This window comes from Streptomyces sp. NPDC001933 (genome assembly GCF_042890955.1).
Lineage (GTDB): Bacteria > Actinomycetota > Actinomycetes > Streptomycetales > Streptomycetaceae > Streptomyces.
In genome coordinates this window covers 198,130-215,054 of the sequence record NZ_JBIASS010000018.1, presented here as the reverse complement: position 1 = coordinate 215,054, position 16,925 = coordinate 198,130, and the positions used below count along the sequence as shown (strand labels likewise).

The following is a 16,925-nucleotide window of genomic DNA, read 5'->3' as shown; positions in this document are numbered from 1 at the left end:
AACAGTAAGACTGAATCAAGCCCCAAAGCACGGCGCTGACCAGCAAAAACACCACACCAAACAGTCCCTGAACCGGTGACAGGAAACACAGATGCTCGGCGAACTGCTGGGCGGTTGGGTGCGATGTGGGCAATGAGTCATTGTCCGGGTGGAGGGGGTCGGGCTCGAATTCCGGTCAGTGGTCCGGCCGTGCTCGTTGATGACGTCCAAGGCCTTGAGGAAGTCGCCTTCGCGGTTTGCCTAGACAATGGGATGAAGAAAAGGGGTGGGGTGGTAATCGCGCTGCGATGACCACAGTTGGGGCGCGGCCGTCGAAGCGACGGCCGCGCAACTAGTCAGGAGTCTTCGTTGGCTTGGTGGGGGTTGGGGGCGCTGTAGGGGCGCAGAACCCGGTCGTTGACGTCGTCAGTGCGATCCCACCAGGCGGGGCGTGCGGCGGTGGAAAGCAGCAGGCAGGTCATTTCGGCGGGGGCGTCGTCGTCCAGGTCGTCTTCGGGTACCTGGTCGAAGAGAAACCCAGTCTGGTGCAGCCACTGAATGGCCTTGAACAGGGTCCAGGGGTCCGCCGGGTTGAGGGGTGCCCATGCCTGCGCGAGGGGTGAGTGGGGCGGCAGGTTGGGGAAGCAGGCGTGGTCATCGCCGAGTGCGTAGAGCAGCCGACCATCAGCGTCGAGGATGCTGTGCAGTCCAAGAATGTCGCTGTCGTCGTCTTCCTCTAGGACCAGGTAGGCGGCAGTGGGGTATTGGGTGGTGAGGGTATCGGCAATCAGGCGTGCCATGGAGCGCCCGTCTGCGCGCATGGTGCGTACGGCGTTCACGTAGTCGAGCCAGGTGATCGTAGGCCTGCTCTTCGGGGTGCCGGTGCCCGGCGGGTGCGGGAGCGTCGAGGTCATGGTGTGGAGCTTCCTTTCGACTGGAGCCTGGGGTCGGAGCGGGGCGCCCTGGCGGATCGGGGAGTGACTGGCGTCAGGGGATGCTCAGAGTGTGGGGTGGAGGTCCCAGGTGAGGTGGTGATCTCCCTCTTCGTACTCGACCCGGACAGTGCCCGCGATCAGGGCTCCGCTGGGGTTACTGAGCGAGGAGGTACCAGTGAGAGTGAGCGCGGTGCCCGTGGAAAGGTGGTTGCGAAGGGTGCCCTTGAGTAGCGCGGCGATGTGGTCGGTTGTGGCGCAGTCGAGTGGGATGTATTCGCCTCGAAGACATTCGTTGCAGCCGCATCCTGGCGGGTCGATGGCCGTCGGTCGGGGTCCGGAGTTGTTGTTCATGAGGGTGCCCTTCAGGAGGTGGGCGTCCGCCGGGCAGGCGGCGGCCGCATTGGGGTGCGTTAGGGGCGGCACAGGCCGGTGTCAGTCCAGCCAGCCACGATGATCCGCATGGCGTCTGGGTATGCCGTGAGTACCGCTGCGTCGGGTGCCAGCGGTGACGAGGCCGGCGCGTGGTGAATTCGGTGGCGTGGCGTCCGCGGTGGCAGCGGCACAGCTGGCTGTGACGCGGTGAACGCTAGTCACGGTGAACAGTCCGAGGAAGCTCGTTGACCTGCGAATACACAACGCCGAGGTGAGGCCGCTCGGCCGCAGGGTGGCGGGGTACCGGGAGACGAGGTTGTCGTTCGCGTCAGGGATCTGCGCGCCCGTGGACGGTCGTCAGATGGTGTCTTCCTTCCGGCCCGGCCGGAGGGTCCGACCGGGCACTGACCAGCGGTCAGGTCGTGCGGGAGTCGGGATGCCGGTCCTCCCAGGTCCAGGCGCGCCTGACGATGCCGCGGCCGGTGGCGTAGCGGGCGGTCATTACCGCGTCCGTCTCGCATACTGAGGGGAGGGTGATGAGCTCGTGCGCGATGTGCTCGGCGAAGTCGTGGCGGACACCGCCGCGCGGGTCGAGGCCGCGGACGGCTGCCCATGCGGCACGGTCAACCTCCAAGCGCCAGGCGAGCGCCATGTGCACCCGTCCGCCGATGACCCGGGGGCGCGTTGGGCCGTGGCCGTACGCCCACCCCTCGGCCTCGTCCAGCGCCTTGATGTCGGTGATGGACGCGGTGATGTATTCGAGTAACTCTCGGGGTACCTCGGCCCGGTCGTATCCGCCGTCGTCGGCGAAGGACTCCACGCCGACGCTCCACCACGTTTCCAGTCGGGTGATCACGGTCGCCGGTACCGGTTGCACTTGCGGTCGTGATGGGGGGCGTGGCGTTCCTGGGCGTAGCAGTCGCAGTGCCGGGAGACGGGTGAGGTGAGCCAATCGGCGACGACCGCGGCGAGCGCGGCAGATTCCTCGGTGCAGTCCACCAGACCGCCGGTCCCGGTGATGAACACGGGGTCACCGACTGGCTCTCCACGCTCGTCGTGCAGGAACATCGACCAGCCAGTGTGCGCGGCTGGGACGTGCCGGACCGAGCACGATCGGTCGGCGATGGACAGCCGTCCCCAGTTGTCGCGGGAGAACGGCACCGGGATGTCGAAGGTGTCGGCGGGTTGACCGGAGTTAGTTGGCAGTCCGTTGCCGGGGGTGATGCCGTACTCTGCGAGCGCGGCCAGTAGCACGGAGCCGGCGGTGGTGCCTGGCTCGGCCAGCCACTGCGCGACGGCCCGCGCGCACGCTTCGGCCTCCTGGGCCAGGGGGCGGCGGGCAGGGGTTGTGTAGACCGTATCGATCGGGTGGAAGTCGGGGACGCCGTCCGGCTGCCAGATCGTGGCGCGCAGGAGCGCGCGGTCTGCGTAGGGCTGCTCCGGGTCCGTCGTCTCCCAGTCGAGCATGACGTGCATGTGGTCGAGGGCCTGTTCCTGCGGGATTGCCGCAGGGTGAGCGAAGATCACGCGTTCCTCGTGGTCGAAGTAGGCAGAGACGCCGACGGCGGTCAGGGTGGCCAAGAGGACGGTGGCTGAGTGCGAGATGGGCGTCACGATGGTGCTGAGCATGGTGGTCCTTAAAGAAGGTGAGGTGGTCCAGGAGGATTGGGGGTGGCTGATGTGGTTTGCCGTTTGTGGCTCCGAATGAATGGCTGCCTGGTTCTCTGGGGACGCTTCGGCTGCTGACTGAGGAGTTGCGGTAATCGGTGGTTAGGGATTTGTCAGCGGAATGTCTGGGGCTCCGCGCGTCCCTGCCCGAGTCGGGGCGCGGACAAGGACGTGCGGTGGCCTGGGTCAGTGCTGGGTGTGGGCGTCCTCGGCTATGGCGCGGGGGGCCTGCGAGGGGATGGAACGTTTGGGGCCCGTCGAGGGCGGTGCCGAAGTCGCCGTCCTCGTCGCTCGCAGATCGGCCCGACTTCGGGTGCTGTGCACGGTTGTCACCAGGCGCGTCCCTTGCGGATCATCTCGAACTGCTCATAGGCCAGATCCGAGACTTCGCGGCTCGGTCCGAGCCACTTCACCCCCTGCTCCCATCGGTACACCCAGTAGCAGTGCCAACGCCCCTCGTCGGGGTCAAGGCGGTTGTCGTGGCGGGTGCTGCGGCCTTCCAGGAGCCGGTATGCCCGCCCGTCAGGAGCCGTGAACGTGTCCAGAGCGCATGTGCGCTGGTAGAAGTACCGGTCCCCCAGAACACCAGCTTTGTGGTCGTGCATCCCGAACTTCTGGTTGGTGATCCACATGCCGCCGTATGGGGGAAGGTTTTCGGGGAGGATCTCCGGCACCGCCCACACCCGAGAATTCGACGACGCCGTGATCAGTTCGCCGTCCATGGTCCGGAAGTTGTAGCGGATCCCGCCGGGGTGCTCATGGGTTCCACCGCAGCCTATGCCCCACACCGGCCTCAGGACGGTATCCCGGCTGCCGTCGGGGGCCGCGACCTCATGGGCCAGACACATCCCCGTTGTGATCTCACTGGGGTGCATGAGCAGCACGCCCACGGTCGGGTCGAACCAAGTCCAGTTGTCCATAGGGATCTCCCATGTCATTGAGCGGAGTGACAGAGCGAAGAAGAGTGAGGAGTCACGGCGAGGCGGTGATTGGCGGGAGGGGCGGGGCTCGAAGGCGTCGTCCGCCCCTCCGGCACAATCCAAAACCTACAGCCGAACGCCACACCACAGCATGCCTCTGACCAGCCAATACGTAGGTGACACAGTGGTGTTGCGGTGCCAGTCATCGTTTGGCGGTGAACCGGGAAACTGGTTGGGCGGCGGGCGGGGCGCTCGGGCGTCGGGCCCGCGCACCGCCGCGCACGACAGCACCCCCGACTCGAACGTCGGGGGTGCGAGGGACGTGGAAAGTCAGACGAGAACCCATTGCGGAGAGTGACAATCACCGTCGGGCTCTTCGGTTGGTCAAGTTGCCCTGACGCTACTCCGTTGAGTCTCGCGCGGTGGAGGCTCTGACCAGCGGAAACGCGGTCGAGGACGCAGTAGACATGAGGGATTGTATGTAGGCCATGGGTGCGCCGAGCGACTGTGTCCCTGTCAGGTCGAAGGGGGCGGATGGCCTTATCGCCAGGCGGCGGCGCGGTGCCGCGTCTCTGGATGCGCGTGCCGCCAGGCGATATCTGGGTCCGTGGCTTGAGGGCTACGAGGTAGGGCGTTTGCGGCGTGCCGCCCGATGGGCAGCCATCTCCATGTGTAGGAGTGCGCGCTCGACGGGCATCACCACGAACGCGGAGCCACGGCCCCTGCTCGTTACGCAGTCCTTACCTAGCCTTGGCCCGGGGCGTCCGTCGGTACGCCCCGGGCCGGGTGCCGGATTACAGCAGGGGCTGAGCGCGCAACTGGTCAGCGGGGTAGTCCGTGTCACCCGGGAAGACGCCGTGCTTGTCCGGAACGAGGATCTGCCAAACCTCAGGGTCTGCCGGGGTGGCGAGCGTGCGCATGCCGTTGATGAACCAATCGCAGTTGCGCGCGCGGTGCAGACGGACCGAGTACTCACCCGCTATCTGGGGGAGGATCAGGCCATGGGAAGGGATGATGTTTTGGGCAGCAAGGCATTCAACGGTGCGCTGAATTATTGATCCGGCGAGGTCTGCGGGGAGCCCCGCTGTGACCAGTTCGTATCCGTCATGGGCTGTGTGGAGTCGGAGGCCGATCGTGTAGGTGAATGCGGGGGTGCCCGTCGTGGGATCGGGCTCCACGGTCGGTGTGGCATATCCGAATTCTTTGATCAGGTCCCGGACTCGGGCGACAAGGTCGTAGTGCTGCCCGAAGGCAGAGTGCGGCTGGTGCACGTGGGATTCCCATCTGTCCTGTGGGTCGGGGACCGCAGTACCCGTTGCTCGGGTTGCCTCGGCGGCGTCGGCGACATGGTCGGCGCGTTACGGGAGCGGTCTACCGGCCGCTGGTGGGCCGTATGGAGGACAGTACGGGTATCGGAACGATGTGGGTGTGGCTCTGACCAGCCAAAATGTGGCCTCGCGCACGATGAGAGCCCGCTCCAACCGGTCCCCGCGCCTGTCGACGACATAGCGCCGCACACTCGGGTACGCAGTTTGGAGGAGTATCAGGCCCAACTGTCAGCGAGTTTCGGGGCGACTCCGGCCTCTCGACGTGCGGCAGCGCCGTCTGCAGATAGGAGGTGGAGGCCGGTCGCTCGCCCGCGCAGGATCAGGGCGGTCACCCAGGCAGTCGGTGTCCGTGAGGCCACCGTGCCATCCGGAGTGCGGGAACTCGCATGCGGAAAGCCGTCGTTGGGACGACTTCGTCGGCAGGGCGGTGGCCGCAAGTGCGTCCTCGGCGTCAACCCCCGGGGCGAAATGCGGGCTCACTCCGCCTTCGCCGGGTCGACCGCGAGCAGTTCACGGCAACTGTTGGCCGTTGGAGGTGGAGCCCTCATGGCCAGCCATGGGGCCGTTTGTCACGTTCAGCGGGGGTTCACCTCGAGCGATGCGTCTGCGATTGAGCTTCTCTTCCAGGAGACGCATAACGATCGGCTCGGCCTTGCGCGCTTCGGGGCTGCGCAGCAAGGTCGTGAGGACTTGCCAGTACCGGGTGGGCGAGATGCCGATGCCCTCTCTTATGTGCCGCTCGTGGATCCCCCTCGACCACGGCCTGGACATCGAGTTGAGGTGTGCCTGCATGGCTAGGACGGCGCTGGCCAGCGGGCCCAGCCCTTCGTAGGAATGCGTCGGCCTGTAGGGCGTGAAGTGGTTCCCAGGCGCGGTGTTCTGCGCTTCCCGTTGCGGCTGCTGAGCGCGCGAATGTGTATCGGTGGGTTTTCCTTGGCGTGACATCGCATCAGTGCCGTTCGAGGAGGTTGTGGTACGGCGGATGGTGTTCCGGGAGTCGGGCGGGATTAGGGTCTTGGGGGCTGCTGGTCGCGGGACCGGAGTTCGCCAGTCGGTGGATGTCTGACCTGGCAGGCAAGGGGATCACTGGCCTGCCAGGTGGAATCGTGTGGATGCCCCGTTGATGGCGCCAGTGTTGCCGTCCATGCCGGTCTGCCCGTCGGGTGAATACCCGGCCGCCATGTTTCCGGGCGAACAACCTATGCCGGATTTCCTCACCTGGATGACACTCTGACCTGCAACTTTGCTCAGCTCGACGTGCAGCAGCCGGCAATGCAGATTGGGGCAATGGGATGGGGCTGCGGCATGGCAGGGCAGTGATGCGCAGCGCTGCTGCAGGCACGGCTTCTGGCGCTGGGCCGTGCTCGGGGGATCTACACTCTCCGCTTCGGCCGTTGCCGAACCGAGAGCCTTCCCTCAACTGCACCGGGTTGGGCAGCGCGTCTGCCGGCCGTGATGGCCAGGCTCTTCACAGGCCTTTGGCAGAGGCGTTTATGCGTAGGCTCAAGTTGAGTGTGATCACCCGTCGAGCAGGCCCGTGAGGTCCCCGTGAACCAGGCTCGGGAGTCACATGGCGCTCTGCTCGGTGGTCCCGCGACTTTTGGTCCTCCGCTGTTGGCGCCTGGGCAAGCTGCATGCGTAGTGAATCCGGGTCTGTGTGACCGACCGCGTGATCGGGTTCGGCAGCGTTGCAGCCTCGCTCAGCCAGACTAACCGCGAGGGCTGGGTCACCATCGAATTCCGGAGGTGAGATAGGGGGTGGCGGACACTTCGAGTCGGCTGGACAGGCGCGTGAGTGCAGCAGCAGCCGTCTGATTGGGCTGAGTGAAGCTGACGACGGTGCGCAATATCTGGGGCTGGTAGCCAAGGTGGGTCTTGGCCCGGCAGTTCCATCGTCCTGCGTCGATCCTGGTCGCATGGTGGTCGATGGCCCATCGCGCGGCCTCTCCCATCAGCCAGGTATAGGTCCAGCGAGCGGCGGGGTGGCTGTAGTCGATCCCTGATGCCCACAGATAGAGGCAGTCATGATGCAGCCATCCGTAGAGGCCTCCGACGAGATGCTGGTCGTGCGTCGCAGCGAGGAGTACTGCGCCGGGGACGTCGGTGAGGTGGTAAAGCATCTCATGTCCGTAAAGGTGGGTTCCGTGACGGTCTGCCGTGCCGTTGGCGAGGTCGGTGAAGGTCCCCAGAGCGGCGCGGATCGAGGTGCCGGTGAGAGGCCTGAGGAGGAGTCCTGCTTCCGTGCCGCGGCGCCACTGTCGGCGGGCCTCGCGCCTGTATCGGGTAGGTATGCCAGCCCACCAGCTGTCGAGGTCGTTGCCCAGAGGGCGTGTGAAGGCAACATCGGTTGCAATGTTGAGCGGGGTGTCCGGGCCAGCTTCGGAGAGGAGGGCTGCCTGCGCAGTGGTGAGTCCAGGAAAGGCGACGGCGCAAGCCCCGTACTGGGCGGCGAGGTCCTGACCGGCGCTGATGGCAGCGCGGGCGAGGGGGGATGTCGATGTGCCTGCGCCTCCGTATTCGGCGTGGGGGCTTCCTGCCCAGAGCACGGGGCCGGGCCATACCGGTGCCATGGCCGCATCGGTCTCCTGCGAGTTCCAGTACGGGCTTCCTCCTGGATCCACGTGGTAGTAGGAGACCGTCTCACTGATGCCGGCGGTCTCATCGAAGAGGTGCACGTGCTGGTGGGACAGGACACGTTCGGTAGTGACCTGCTGCCAGGCTTTCGCCCATGCGCGGGTGCGCGATGGGTGCGGGGGGCGTTGGGTGTCCGGCGGAGCGGCATCGACATCGGTGTGCCAGCGGGCAGTCACCTGGGACGCGGGCTGTGGGGCCAGAGTGGTGGGCATCAGATGGCTGCCCTTTCGCCGAGAGGCGCCGCGGGCGAGGCGATGTCCGCATGCACGGATCTCAGGGCGCGATCCAGTCGGCTTCGACACTGGCTCGGTGTCTCGGCGGTCACCACGACGTGGGGGCCAGTCGGGAGTCAAGCCCGGAGCCGGGTGGGGGAGCAACGCTGGCACCGGGTTGCTGTTCGAGTACGGCTCGCTCGCACCACGTGTGCGCCGCCAGTGATGGGTCCACGGTCAGGGACCGCAGCTGTCCGGCGCTGGTCGGGTATAGGAATCCGATAGCGGCGGACGCGTGGCGTTTCGGACGCACGTCGGGGACTCGGCCGAGGGCGAGGTCGGCGGCGGCGCGGATCAGATCGATTCCGGTGGCCAGGTTCACGAGGTGAGGAATCAGGTCACCCCCGAGCCTGGGATTGACTTCTACGATTCGAGGGCCGCTACGAGTCAGGCGCAGCTCGACGTGGCTGATGCCGTGGGTGATGTCGAGGGCGTCCAGGGCCTGGGTAGCGACATGGGCGGCTTCGTCCGTCTCCGGCCCGTCAAGGGCCGGTGAGACGAGGTGGCCAGTCTCCTCGAAGTACGGTGGGGCGCCGAGTTGCTTGCGGGTCACTGCGACAGTTGTGTGGTGGCCCTGGTGGGAGACAACTTCAACACTGACCTCTGGTCCGTCCAAGTACTCCTCGGCGAGCATGCCCTGGGCTTCTTGACTTTGCCCTGCGGCGGCCGCTGCGGCAAAGGCGAGGGCTTCGTGGAGGTCAGCAGGGCGATCGATCCTGATCACTCCCGCGCTTCCGGCCGCGGAGGCTGGCTTGAGAACGAAGGGGTAGCCGAGGTCGTGGGCTGCAATCCGCACGTCGGCGAGGTCGCTCACAGGCGCCCACCGCGCCGACGCCACACCATGGGCGTCGAAGATTGCCCGGGCTGCGGCCTTGTTACGGCAGGCCCGTACACCCGCAGGTTCCGAACCAGGCACTCCGAGGCCTCGTGCGGTGGTTGCCGCGTGGACTGCGGCGAACTCGTGCCAGGTCAGCACGCCTTCGACCCGGAAGTTGGCGGAGGCGGTCTCGGCTGCGGCCAGGACCGCTTCCTGGTCCCGGAGGTCGGCCACCAGATGTCCCGCGATGTAGGGGCGCTGCCATGTCGGGACGGTGGAGTCGATCAGTATCACTCGGCATTGCTTGGCGAGTGCCTGCAGAGCGTAGCCGCGATAGTCGCGGTCTCCGGAGCCGATCACCAAAAGGGCCGGTGACGGCTCGGATCTCGGGTGGTTCATTGTGCGGCTCCGTTGTCGGCGGGGAGTTGGTGGGGGCGAAGCGGTCGATGGCCAGTTGGTGGTAGTTGTGATTCAGGTCGGTGCCGACGTACCGCCGGCCGAGCTGCCGGGCTGCCGGTCCGGTGGTGCCGGAGCCGCTGAATGGTCGAGCACGGTCCCGCCGGGCTTGCGGTCGGCGGTGATGCAGCGCCTTGGCACGGTGTGGGCCCATTGGGTCGTCCCGGGTTCGGGGTGATCGGCCGGCGCTGTGGGCAGGGGCGTTGTTCTCCTGTTGTGCTCGCAGGTTTGGATGGGGCGAGGCTGGGAAGAGCGCGTTTGCCGGCTTTGGGTGTCAGGGGGCGGATGTGTCGGATGTGCCGCGGCGGCGGCGGGATGCCCAGATCGTGGCGCTTCCGCCCGCCAGCAGGATCGCGCCGCTGGTCACCGCCCAGAGGATGCTGCCGCCGCCGGTGTGGGCAAGTTGGGCCTGCGGTGCGGCAGCGGGTGCCGGGGCGGTCAGCTTGGGCCTGGCGGGAGGAGGAGAAGGTGCCGGGGGGTGGGGGGTCTTGGCGTCCTCGATGGTGATGGCGACCAGGGCGCCGGGCTTGGCAGTGAACTGCTGTGCGCTCGCGTTGAGTTCGTAGCCGGCTGGGGCCTTGATCTCGGTCGCCCAGTATCTTGTGCCAGCGCTCAACAGGACTTCGAGGCTGGCCGCGGCGGTGCCGTCCGCACCGGTCGTCAGCGTGGCAACCTTCTTGCCGGGAACGTGCTGTCCGCCGGCGTCGACTTTGTCCGCCGCGATGTTGATGACTGCGCCCGGTAGCGCCTTGTGGCTGTCCTTGTCGATCTTCTTCAGCTGGAGTTCGGCTGGCTTGAATGGGTCGATGACGACGATCGGGTTGGCGGCGGAGTTCTTCCCTTCGGTGATGGTGATGTCCTGGTCGGGGACCGTGCCGTGGGCGGGGCTGCCGCTATCGATCTCGCGCAGTCGGTAGGAGCCGGGGGGCAGGCCCTCGAAGGCGAGGACGCCCTCGGCGTCAGTCTTGCCCTGGGCGACGATATCGCCGTCCTGGGCGAGCAGCTGGAATGTGGCCCCGGCCAGCTTGGTGCCTTCCGGGTCCTTCTTCCGGATCAGCACTCCTCCGGAGGCCGGGATGACATCCACGCTGACGGTTGCTTTGGCCGTCGTGGTGTCGCCAGTCAGCAGCATGCGCTGGGCCCGGGTGTCGACGGGGTTGAGGACCTTCAGCTGGGAGCCGGGCAGTTCAGATGCGGTTGCGGAGACGCTGGCCTCGCCCTTCTCATCAGCCGTGAACGACCACGTCGCCTCCCCGTTCTTACCCGTGGTGACCTGCCCGTGCTCGCCGTCGGGGCCGGCCTCCGTGAGTGTGACCTTCACTCCGGGCACCTTTGCTCCGGACGAGGTGGCCATGACCGCGACGGTGACCTCGATCTTCTGCCCTGGCGGCGTCTGTTTTACCTTGGGGGTGACGGCGAGGGTGTAGGGGCCGGCGTACTTCTTGGCCTCGGCGATGTAGCCAAGCGCCAGGCCACGCGAAGAAGGGGAGACGTTCGGGTAGGCCAGGCGCTGTTTGCCGCGCGTACCGTTGATCCCGTACGTGCCGCCGGCGAGCATCTCATATACCGCTGCGTCCACAGCGGCAGCCTGCGCAGCATTCCGTGTCTGGCCGTACCGGCCAATCACGTAGCTCGCGTACGAGATCTGGGCGGCGGGGACCTGTTTGCCTGTCACCGAGGAGGTCCAGTGGCTGGTGGCTACGGGGGCTCCATACCTGTCTCCCCCGCCAGGTCCCCTTTTCTCGGGATCTGCACAGTATGTCTCTATATCGCCGAAGACCTGTACTCCCGGCGGGCCGTATGCGCCGATGTGACTGGTAGCAGCATTCCCCTGAGAATCGGGTATGGCGTAGCCAGGTCCGAAGCGGTCGGCCTGGGGTGCCGCCGATGCAGTGGGTGCGCCCCAGGCAAGGGTTCCGGCTACTGCCGCGGCCACGACGACGGAGGCAGGGCGTGCTATCGGGGGGAGGGTGCGGGAACGCATGGACAGGGCTCCTTGGACGGAACGGAAGGTGGCTGTTTCGAGTACGCGGCGAGTGGTCGGGGTATGGCGGGCCGCGCATGGCGGGAGTGGAGGGGACTCTGGGTGCTTACGGCTATTCGGCCGTGGGTGAAGTCCCTAGATCACCGGGAGCCCGGTGTACTGGCACCTGTGCTAGCCCTTGCCATCGAAGTCCCGGTCCAGGTGGATTTCGGTGTCCGCGAGCGCCTTGCCACTTGCGGCCTTGAAGGTGATGGGCGGCATCTGGCGGGAGCCGTTGCAGTTGGACCGACGCTCGCTGTTGTCCATCCGCGGCTCGATGGTGGTGTGGTCACGCTGAGTCCTGACGGGGTCCGTGCCGCTCAGCGTTTGACCTGACACCGGAGCCTGTGGCCACGGAGCCTGGGAACCTACAGCTTTGTAAATTCCCTACCCGCCAGTCGGAGGCCGCTGTTCTGACCAGCGCCTGTCGGGCGATTCCCGTGGTGTGTCGTCGTCTTTGTCCCGTCTCCGTGTCGGTTCTCGCAACGCAGGACGAAAACCGGATGCGGACACAGGGGGTTTACCTGCATATTCCGACGCGGGATTCGGAATCTCACATCTGGCTGATGGATGGGAAGGGCCTTACAGCGGCCAGTTGATGAGGTCATTGCGGACCCAGCCGCGCTGACCGGCGTGGGCGCCGGAATTGACCTTGATGTAGAGCCAAGGCTGCTTGGTGATGTCCAGCTGCCGGTAGCAGTCGACATAGACCCGGGCGCCCTTGGTCAGCTGCCCGTAGGACCCGTACGAGGTGCCTGGCCCCTTGCGGAGGTTCACAGTGCGGACGTAGACCTTGCCGTTGAGGTTGGAGTCAGCGGTGCACTTGGAGTTACCTCCGACGGCGGCCGCGGCCGGAGCGATGGCAACCGTCGCTCCCACCAGAAGCGTGGTCGAGACTGTCAACGCCATAGCTGCTATTCGTGCGCGCATTACTCTCCATTCGTTGCATTAGTTTTCTCGAAGTTTCCGTCGGGGCCTCCGATCCGATGTCGGATCCGACACAGTTCCGACTTAGTCGGGTAGCTGGGACACATTGCCGTGACCTGGCTATCCGACATAGCGGAGTGGATTCCGACACGGGAATCGGGAACCCATAAGCTCGCGGTGATGCTGGTGGCGAGTCAGGCCAGGTGGAGAAGGAACTTCCGGTGGAGCCAGCCGTTGGTGTTCTTGGGGAGGCCGGACTTCGAGCGGGCGGTGAGGGTGCCGTAGTACCAGTCGCTGCGGGCGCACTTCAGCCTGATCTTGTCGGTCTTGTAGAGGTAGCCCTTGCTCCAGTAGCTGGAGCTGGGGCCGCTGCGGAAGTTGAACGCGTTGGCGTTGATCGTTCCGGGGTGGTCGGCGAACCGGGTCGTGCAGGAGGTCGGCTCGCTGGCGGCGTTGGCCGCCGAGGCCGTGGTCGCGACCAGTCCCGCCGTTGCGGAGAGCACGAGCGCGGCCGTGGCGGCGAGGCGGGTGGGCGTTCGAAGCTTCATGGTTGTTGTCCTTCTCGGTGTGGAAGAGGGCTGGTCGCCTGATCGCTTGGGCGCGATGCGGGCGGATAGAACGTTGAAGCGGAGCAATGAGAATTTTCAGAGGCCCACTGACGTGCGCCCGGTGATCAGTACGTGTCGCGGACGTACTTCCGGTTGACCCATCCCGTAGCCCCCTTGGGCAGGCCGTTGTGCGACTTCGCCAGGAGCTTGACGTGGTACCAGCGGTCCTTCTTGACGTCGCGGTAGCACTCCTCGAACAGGCGGTCCCCCCGTGCGAGGGATCCCTTGGCCCGGTAGCCGACGCCGGGTCCGATCCGAAGGTTGAGGGCAGCGACCTTCACCGTCTTGTGCTGCGGGTCGGAGAAGCCCTGGCAGGCATTCGCGCCGACCGGGCCGGCCGCGGACGCGCTGGCGACCGGGACCGCGGCCGCGATAGCCAGGACCGTCGCAATGGAGACGGCGGGCAAGGTACGACGCACGCTCATCAACGCCATGCTGGATCTCCTTCGGGTCAGGCCACATGAACTGGTGTCCGGTCCGAGACTTAGGGGCAGCCTTGATGGCGACAACGCAGGGCCAGCCCTACGCTGTGCGGCTCCCGGAGGACGGGAGACGCAATCCCAACCTCCCGCAGGAGGGGATGGACCAGGTGCACCGTGAAGACGTCGCCGGAGGTCCATGTGCGGCCCAGGGGCGTGGTGAGCCACTGGGATGAGAATCTCCAACTCCGCCGACCTGTGGCCTTGATTCAGCCAGCGTTCGCGCTGGTCATCACTGCCGCTGCCAATGGTGTCTTCGGGGCTACTGGTGTTGGCCGGCGCCGCCGTCGAACCCAGTCAGCGTGGTTCGGGTGAGGAGCGGGGCCAGACGCTGGGTTGCACACAGCGGGCACCGCAGATGGGCCGCAGAGACATCACCGACACGGAATACCTGAACAGGGCGCTGGCTCGTCGTCCGGTCGCCGAACGGCAGGACAAGGTGGGCGGAGACATCATGGGTCCGTTACGTCGGAACTTATCTGCGCGGCCGCCAACACTCAGCGCGGACAGCCATCGGACGCCAACGCGGCATCGGCCTCTCGGATCAACCTGCCATCATCTCTCCACGGACCGAGCACCGCACGTCGTCGTCGATGGCCCGCACCACTTCGAGCGCTCTCACTTCGCTCAACGTGCACGCGCTCTCCGGACAACACATGATGCCGAACCCCAGGAGGCCTACCCTGTGTTCTAGCGCTGGCATCAAGGGAGTTGAGATAAGTTGAGTTCGCCGCCCCCTGTTCCATCGTTCACCCGTCTGGAAATGACTGGATCGCCTGCTGAGGTTGACCGGCTCATGGCTCTTCTGAGCGGGGAAGCCGAGATCCGCTACGCGTCCCCCTACGACCCTGATGCCCTCGGCGAGGTGAGATGTGTCGTTGACGTCCGCTCCCATCCCGAGCAGGGGCCGGCAGTGGGCTCTTCGATGGTGACGGTGACCATCCAGGCCGTGGCCGAGGTTGATCTCTCCCAGATGCCGGGCCTCTCCCCCGGTGACTCTCGTAGCCGCCTGGCACGCGAGGCCGAGGCACTGCTGAGAGCGCTGCCTGGCAACGGTGATGTGCAGGCGCGAGTAGTTGCCTCCCGCCCGACCCGGGCTCGTCCCTCCTGATTTCGTGGCATCGAGACCCGCGCCCGGCGGAGCTGTGTCGCTGCGTTTCATGGACTGGAAGGGGAAGCCCGAGCACCGCTGGCCGGGCCGCCATGTGATCGCGGTGAGCAACGGGCGTGCTGTCGGCAACATCAACTTCTACACGCATCCCGACGCTCTGGCCGTGGAGATCTCACTCCTGTTCGTCTCTCCGGAGTTTCGGGGCCGGGGTCTGGCCACGATGATGATGGACGCCGTGTATGACACGTACCCGGACGCGTGGATCGACCACGGCCGGCGGACGCGCGATGGGGCCATTGGTGGAACAGATACCGGGATCCCGCGCCCGGGCGGAACATTCACAACCGTCCGCCTCAGGAGTGGGCGGCTTTCTTCGAAGCGTCCCGCGTCGGCGCCGACCGGCAACGTAACGCGGACTGGAACCGGGAGTACGGGCTGCTGGGCAACCGTGAGGCCGAGTACCGGTACGAACAGCGGTTGGAAGAGGAGTTCCATCGCTACGACTCCGTGTACGTGAGCCGGGCGGCTGTAGCAGCCTTGGATCCTGCCCGACAGGATCTGTATGCAGGACAGCTGGTGTACCTGCCCCCGGGGCTGCACCGGTACGTCCACCGTTCAGACCGTCCCGCCGCGGACCGGGCACACGCGCTGCTCTCCCACATCGGGCATGGGAACCTGCCCCGCAACACAGCCTTCTCTGGCTTCTGGAACGCCGACCCTCGTACAGCCTTCGACGATGTCGTCCAGCAGGAATTGTTCCTTGAAAGCGGCTCACCGCGGTCGGCCACGCATGTCATCTACCAAGGTCTGCCACTGATCGGCGACGGGATGCCGCAGTACGAGTCGACCGCGGAGTACGTCGAGTACACGGATCCTGCAGACATCGCCATCAACTTGTCCGGCATGGCCTGGCGCAGCGGCACGCACCGAGACATCGTGCAAGAAGTATCGTTCGGCAGGCCTGTGGCAGCGGCGATAGCACCCGAGTATCCCCAGCAAGCTACCGCGGACTATCGCATCCTCTACGACGAGATAGGCGAGCTACGTGAGAACGGGCCGGTTACCAAGGCGGCTGTGGAATCCTCCGTAGATCGGATCCGCGCAGTCGGGCAACAGCTCATGGAAGATTCCGCCGAACGGCTCAGGTCGATCGGGCAGCAGCCTACGGACGACCCGGATGTCCGCTCCTCACGTTCCTGTTCACCGCAGCCGGGCCCGCCTCAGGCCCAACGCCAACCCATACTTCCCCCCAAGCCGCCACCCGGTCCCCGGTGCAGCTGAGAGAACTGACGGCTGACTGCGACTGGACGCGGCACAGCGCCGTCGCGCCCGGGCTCATGCCGGCCACGAGGTTCATGGCGCCCGGATCACCGCTGGCCGAGGCGCCAGCAGCTGGAACACGTTCGCCTAACGCGGCGGTGGCCCGGTACCGAGTGTTCCGTCCTATGCGCCCACCGTTGGTCTCGTACACCGACGCACCGCTGCCGGTGTCGAGGAATCTGGCTATCAGCTGATGCGTACGGTGATCCAGTCGGCCAAGCTGCCTTCGTCATCCGGGCGGCACATCTATGCCCATGAGCTGAGCCACACAGCGGCCGCTCAAAGGCGCCAGGCGAGATGAGGCGTCCTCGTGGTCACGGAAGGCGTCATCACCCGCGTCCCGCACCCAGGAACACGGATCCGCCAATCCGGGCAGTTCTCGGCACAGTGGCACCGGCCGGTGAGGCGAAGCCCCGTTCTCTACACAGTGCGGATGGCCCGGACTGGCCGCCGTCTTGCAGAAGCCCGCCTCTGCAAGACGGCTGTTCCTGCTGGCCTCCGTGTGCGCCCGTGGCTTCCCGCTGGGCACCAATGCCTGACACTGCTCGGTGCTGTGGGCCGGCTGGCGTCACCGAGCCGCGCTGGTCAGCCGCGTTCGTCGGTCGGGGGCGCCTTGACGGCCCGGCGGTCGAGGAACTCCTCGTACCGGTACACCGTCCATATCCACTGGTGCTGATCGCTGACTCCCGCGCGGACGATGAGAACGGGGTCGCTCTCGGTTCTCATCGTCCGTGCTCGGTGGAGGGCCTCCACGAGGTCGGCCTGAAACCAGGTTGGCATGGGTGGCGGCACCTCGCTGTAGGCGGTGCCTATACGGAGTGCTGAGGGACTTTCCACGAGGCGCGTAAGTGGACCGCCCTCAGGGTTATCCACGCGCACGTACAAGACTCTGCGCTGCTCAGACAAGATCAGGCCTTGGCGCATGAGATCCGCGTGCAGCAGGGAGTCTTGGCCGCTCTCGGTGTTGGTGGCCACCCATACGTCGCTCACTGAGCCCCTATATGCCTTCATCATCGGTCGTAGAACTTGCGGTGCCACACCTCAACGCTGAGGTTGGTCTCTGTCGCGCATGAAGA

General features: G+C 66.0%; 16 protein-coding genes and 1 pseudogene. 2 read left to right on the top strand and 15 right to left on the bottom strand.

Annotated elements, in window-relative coordinates; all coding sequences use genetic code 11:
- Positions 1-335: 335 nt before the first annotated feature.
- From ACFYY7_RS34355 to ACFYY7_RS34290, 14 genes and pseudogenes are all read right to left on the bottom strand, one after another.
- Positions 336-893, bottom strand: a complete 558-nt coding sequence (locus ACFYY7_RS34355; RefSeq protein WP_388667752.1) for a hypothetical protein — start codon at positions 891-893, stop codon at positions 336-338.
- 808 nt (positions 894-1,701) lie between these two features.
- On the bottom strand, positions 1,702-2,142 hold the full coding sequence (locus tag ACFYY7_RS34350) for a hypothetical protein (protein ID WP_388667751.1): 441 nt from the start codon (positions 2,140-2,142) through the stop codon (positions 1,702-1,704).
- Positions 2,139-2,915 carry a hypothetical protein gene (locus ACFYY7_RS34345; RefSeq protein WP_388667750.1) on the bottom strand — a complete coding sequence of 259 codons (777 nt, stop codon included), beginning with the start codon at positions 2,913-2,915 and terminating at the stop codon, positions 2,139-2,141. The genes ACFYY7_RS34350 and ACFYY7_RS34345 overlap by 4 nt, the downstream gene beginning before the upstream one ends.
- Before the next feature lie 368 nt (positions 2,916-3,283).
- Complete coding sequence (locus ACFYY7_RS34340; protein WP_388667749.1) at positions 3,284-3,874, bottom strand: hypothetical protein; 591 nt, start codon at positions 3,872-3,874, stop codon at positions 3,284-3,286.
- A 794-nt stretch (positions 3,875-4,668) separates the two neighbouring features.
- The gene (locus tag ACFYY7_RS34335) at positions 4,669-5,145 is read right to left on the bottom strand and encodes a DUF4262 domain-containing protein (protein WP_388667748.1); all 477 of its coding nucleotides are present in this window, start codon (positions 5,143-5,145) and stop codon (positions 4,669-4,671) included.
- 567 nt (positions 5,146-5,712) lie between these two features.
- On the bottom strand, positions 5,713-5,973 hold the full coding sequence (locus ACFYY7_RS34330; protein WP_388667754.1) for a DUF3263 domain-containing protein: 261 nt from the start codon (positions 5,971-5,973) through the stop codon (positions 5,713-5,715).
- A gap of 956 nt (positions 5,974-6,929) precedes the next feature.
- Positions 6,930-8,048 (bottom strand): GNAT family N-acetyltransferase, encoded by a 1,119-nt coding sequence (locus tag ACFYY7_RS34325; RefSeq protein WP_388667747.1) that lies wholly within the window; start codon positions 8,046-8,048, stop codon positions 6,930-6,932.
- Between the two features lie 109 nt (positions 8,049-8,157).
- Complete coding sequence (locus ACFYY7_RS34320; RefSeq protein ID WP_388667746.1) at positions 8,158-9,324, bottom strand: acetyl-CoA carboxylase biotin carboxylase subunit family protein; 1,167 nt, start codon at positions 9,322-9,324, stop codon at positions 8,158-8,160.
- A gap of 91 nt (positions 9,325-9,415) precedes the next feature.
- A pseudogene (locus tag ACFYY7_RS34315) lies at positions 9,416-9,535 on the bottom strand (hypothetical protein); the annotation flags it as partial.
- 120 nt (positions 9,536-9,655) lie between these two features.
- Positions 9,656-10,960 (bottom strand): collagen binding domain-containing protein, encoded by a 1,305-nt coding sequence (locus tag ACFYY7_RS34310; RefSeq protein ID WP_388667745.1) that lies wholly within the window; start codon positions 10,958-10,960, stop codon positions 9,656-9,658.
- Positions 10,961-11,536: 576 nt separating this feature from the next.
- Positions 11,537-11,743 (bottom strand): hypothetical protein, encoded by a 207-nt coding sequence (locus ACFYY7_RS34305; protein ID WP_388667744.1) that lies wholly within the window; start codon positions 11,741-11,743, stop codon positions 11,537-11,539.
- Positions 11,744-11,986: 243 nt separating this feature from the next.
- On the bottom strand, positions 11,987-12,313 hold the full coding sequence (locus tag ACFYY7_RS34300) for an SH3 domain-containing protein (RefSeq protein ID WP_388667743.1): 327 nt from the start codon (positions 12,311-12,313) through the stop codon (positions 11,987-11,989).
- A 212-nt stretch (positions 12,314-12,525) separates the two neighbouring features.
- On the bottom strand, positions 12,526-12,879 hold the full coding sequence (locus ACFYY7_RS34295; RefSeq protein WP_388667742.1) for an SH3 domain-containing protein: 354 nt from the start codon (positions 12,877-12,879) through the stop codon (positions 12,526-12,528).
- 125 nt (positions 12,880-13,004) lie between these two features.
- Positions 13,005-13,373 (bottom strand): hypothetical protein, encoded by a 369-nt coding sequence (locus ACFYY7_RS34290; RefSeq protein ID WP_388667741.1) that lies wholly within the window; start codon positions 13,371-13,373, stop codon positions 13,005-13,007.
- 1,205 nt (positions 13,374-14,578) lie between these two features.
- Between ACFYY7_RS34290 and ACFYY7_RS34285 the strand changes: the two genes are divergently transcribed.
- Both ACFYY7_RS34285 and ACFYY7_RS34280 read left to right on the top strand, forming a co-directional pair.
- On the top strand, positions 14,579-15,046 hold the full coding sequence (locus ACFYY7_RS34285; protein WP_388667740.1) for a GNAT family N-acetyltransferase: 468 nt from the start codon (positions 14,579-14,581) through the stop codon (positions 15,044-15,046).
- A complete protein-coding gene (locus ACFYY7_RS34280; protein WP_388667739.1) occupies positions 15,007-15,810 on the top strand; it encodes a hypothetical protein in 804 nt (267 codons plus the stop codon). Before ACFYY7_RS34285 ends, ACFYY7_RS34280 begins: the two co-directional genes overlap by 40 nt.
- Before the next feature lie 624 nt (positions 15,811-16,434).
- Here the strand turns inward: ACFYY7_RS34280 and ACFYY7_RS34275 are convergent.
- Positions 16,435-16,629: a hypothetical protein gene (locus tag ACFYY7_RS34275; protein ID WP_388667738.1), complete on the bottom strand. Its 195-nt coding sequence runs from the start codon at positions 16,627-16,629 to the stop codon at positions 16,435-16,437.
- Positions 16,630-16,925: the final 296 nt, after the last annotated feature.

Coding starts and splice junctions, on each gene's coding strand:
- ACFYY7_RS34300 (WP_388667743.1), bottom strand. CDS start 12,313: ATGGCGTTGACAGTCTCGACCACGCTTCTGGTGGGAGCGACGGTTGCC.
- ACFYY7_RS34325 (WP_388667747.1), bottom strand. CDS start 8,048: ATGCCCACCACTCTGGCCCCACAGCCCGCGTCCCAGGTGACTGCCCGC.
- ACFYY7_RS34275 (WP_388667738.1), bottom strand. CDS start 16,629: ATGCCAACCTGGTTTCAGGCCGACCTCGTGGAGGCCCTCCACCGAGCA.
- ACFYY7_RS34320 (WP_388667746.1), bottom strand. CDS start 9,324: ATGAACCACCCGAGATCCGAGCCGTCACCGGCCCTTTTGGTGATCGGC.
- ACFYY7_RS34340 (WP_388667749.1), bottom strand. CDS start 3,874: ATGGACAACTGGACTTGGTTCGACCCGACCGTGGGCGTGCTGCTCATG.
- ACFYY7_RS34345 (WP_388667750.1), bottom strand. CDS start 2,915: ATGCTCAGCACCATCGTGACGCCCATCTCGCACTCAGCCACCGTCCTC.
- ACFYY7_RS34290 (WP_388667741.1), bottom strand. CDS start 13,373: ATGGCGTTGATGAGCGTGCGTCGTACCTTGCCCGCCGTCTCCATTGCG.
- ACFYY7_RS34285 (WP_388667740.1), top strand. CDS start 14,579: ATGGACTGGAAGGGGAAGCCCGAGCACCGCTGGCCGGGCCGCCATGTG.
- ACFYY7_RS34330 (WP_388667754.1), bottom strand. CDS start 5,973: ATGTCCAGGCCGTGGTCGAGGGGGATCCACGAGCGGCACATAAGAGAG.
- ACFYY7_RS34355 (WP_388667752.1), bottom strand. CDS start 893: ATGACCTCGACGCTCCCGCACCCGCCGGGCACCGGCACCCCGAAGAGC.
- ACFYY7_RS34295 (WP_388667742.1), bottom strand. CDS start 12,879: ATGAAGCTTCGAACGCCCACCCGCCTCGCCGCCACGGCCGCGCTCGTG.